Annotated in this window: 1 protein-coding gene; it reads left to right on the plus strand. The window is 34.5% G+C overall.

Going from position 1 to position 1,727, the window contains the following annotated elements:
- Nucleotides 1-356: 356 nt before the first annotated feature.
- Nucleotides 357-1,619, plus strand: coding sequence for a site-specific integrase (locus tag CW751_RS15060; protein WP_101335842.1), 1,263 nt, complete (start codon nt 357-359; stop codon nt 1,617-1,619).
- Nucleotides 1,620-1,727 lie beyond the last annotated feature (108 nt).

A 1,727-nucleotide genomic window follows, 5' to 3' on the forward strand; every position in this document is an offset into this window, starting at 1 on the left:
CCCTAGTGGGACAACTAAAAGCCTCTCATTCGAGAGGCTTTTTTCATTAAATACCACCAAATATAATCAAAAAGAGAATTAAAAACACATTCTCAAACCACCACAAACACAAACAAACACAAGCAAATACATAAATCTCGTGTCCTATGTGGTGACCTAAATTTAAAGTAATTTTGGATCACCAGAATTGAAGCTTAAAACACTTAAAAATGTATTTTTTGGTGACCTATGTGGTGACCTAAGCATCTTGAAAAACTAGGTCACCAAAATAGACTAAACAGCTGATAATCAAAATTAAGCATCTTTTCTTACTTGTAAATGAACCAATTAATTGGTAACATTTTAAATACATATATATGAAAAGGAATCAAAAATTTAAAGTTCAGTTTTATCTAAAGAAACAAAAAACCAAAAATGGAGACGCGCAACTATACATTAGAATAGTAGTTGATCTCAAAAGAGCAGAGATTGCAACAACCCACTACATACCATCTTCGGCCTGGAACGAGAAACAAAGGAAAGTCAAGCCCTCTTATTCTAAATCCGTTTTTCTAAACGCCTATATTGACAAAGTCATCAATGACATAAATCAAATATTTATTCAAGAAGCTTCGCAAGGAAATACCGTGACAAGCAAAGAAATAAAAAACAAATATTTAGGTGTCGATGAAAAACCAACCCAAAAAACAATCCTAGACGCGCTAGACTACCACAATAATAAAATGGAGGATAAGGTCAGAATTGGACAAACAGCTAAAAAAACATTTACACGCTACGTAATCACTAAAAAGAAAGTCAAAGCTTTCATGAAACACCATTATAAAGTAAATGATATGCTACTTTCTGAACTGCGTTTACGTTTTGCCACTGAGCTTGAACACTACCTACTTACACAAGATGATTTGCACATTAACACCGCTCACAAATACATTAAGAATATCAAAACAGTCCTTAATATGGCGGTTGGTTTAGACTGGATTTCCTCCAATCCTTTTAACAATTTCCGATGCACATACATCGCTCCTAAAAGAGAAGTGCTGACGCAAGAGGAAATCGACAAAATTCGTTTCAAAGAAATCGACATTAAGAGACTTGCTGAAGTGCGTGATGTTTTTATTTTTTGTTGCTATACTGGCTTTGCATATTCTGACATATACAAATTTGAATATGATGCCATTACTAAAGGGATAGATGGAGAGTTTTGGTTAACAACAGAAAGACAGAAAACAGGTGTAAAAGAAAGTGTTCCGTTGCTTCCTGTAGCGTTGGAGATTATTAAAAAGTATAGAGAACATCCATACTGTGTTAATAAAAATAGATTGCTTCCGGTGAACAGTAACCAACGTTATAATGGATACTTGAAAGAGATTGCAGATATATGCGGTATAAATAAAAAGATAACCTCGCACATTGCCCGTCACACCTTTGCTACGACCGTCACATTATCCAATGGCGTGCCTATTGAAACAGTTAGCTCAATGCTTGGCCATAGTTCTATTCGTACTACTCAAATTTATGCTAAAGTGGTGGAAAGCAAAGTTTCTGAAGACATGAAGAGTCTAAAAAACATCCTTTCTCAACAAAGTGAAGAAGGCACTGATCAAACAAAAATGGGATAGTAAAAACACCTTTCAAACACCAGGCTATTCAGCTTGGTGTTTTTCTTCAATTATATTATAATGCTTGCCAACAAATGTGGTTTTGTAGGAAAATCAGCGTATTTTTTT

The organism is Brumimicrobium salinarum (assembly GCF_002844555.1).
Classification (GTDB): Bacteria; Bacteroidota; Bacteroidia; order Flavobacteriales_D; family Crocinitomicaceae; genus Brumimicrobium; species Brumimicrobium salinarum.

Coding starts and splice junctions, on each gene's coding strand:
- CW751_RS15060 (WP_101335842.1), top strand. CDS start 357: ATGAAAAGGAATCAAAAATTTAAAGTTCAGTTTTATCTAAAGAAACAA.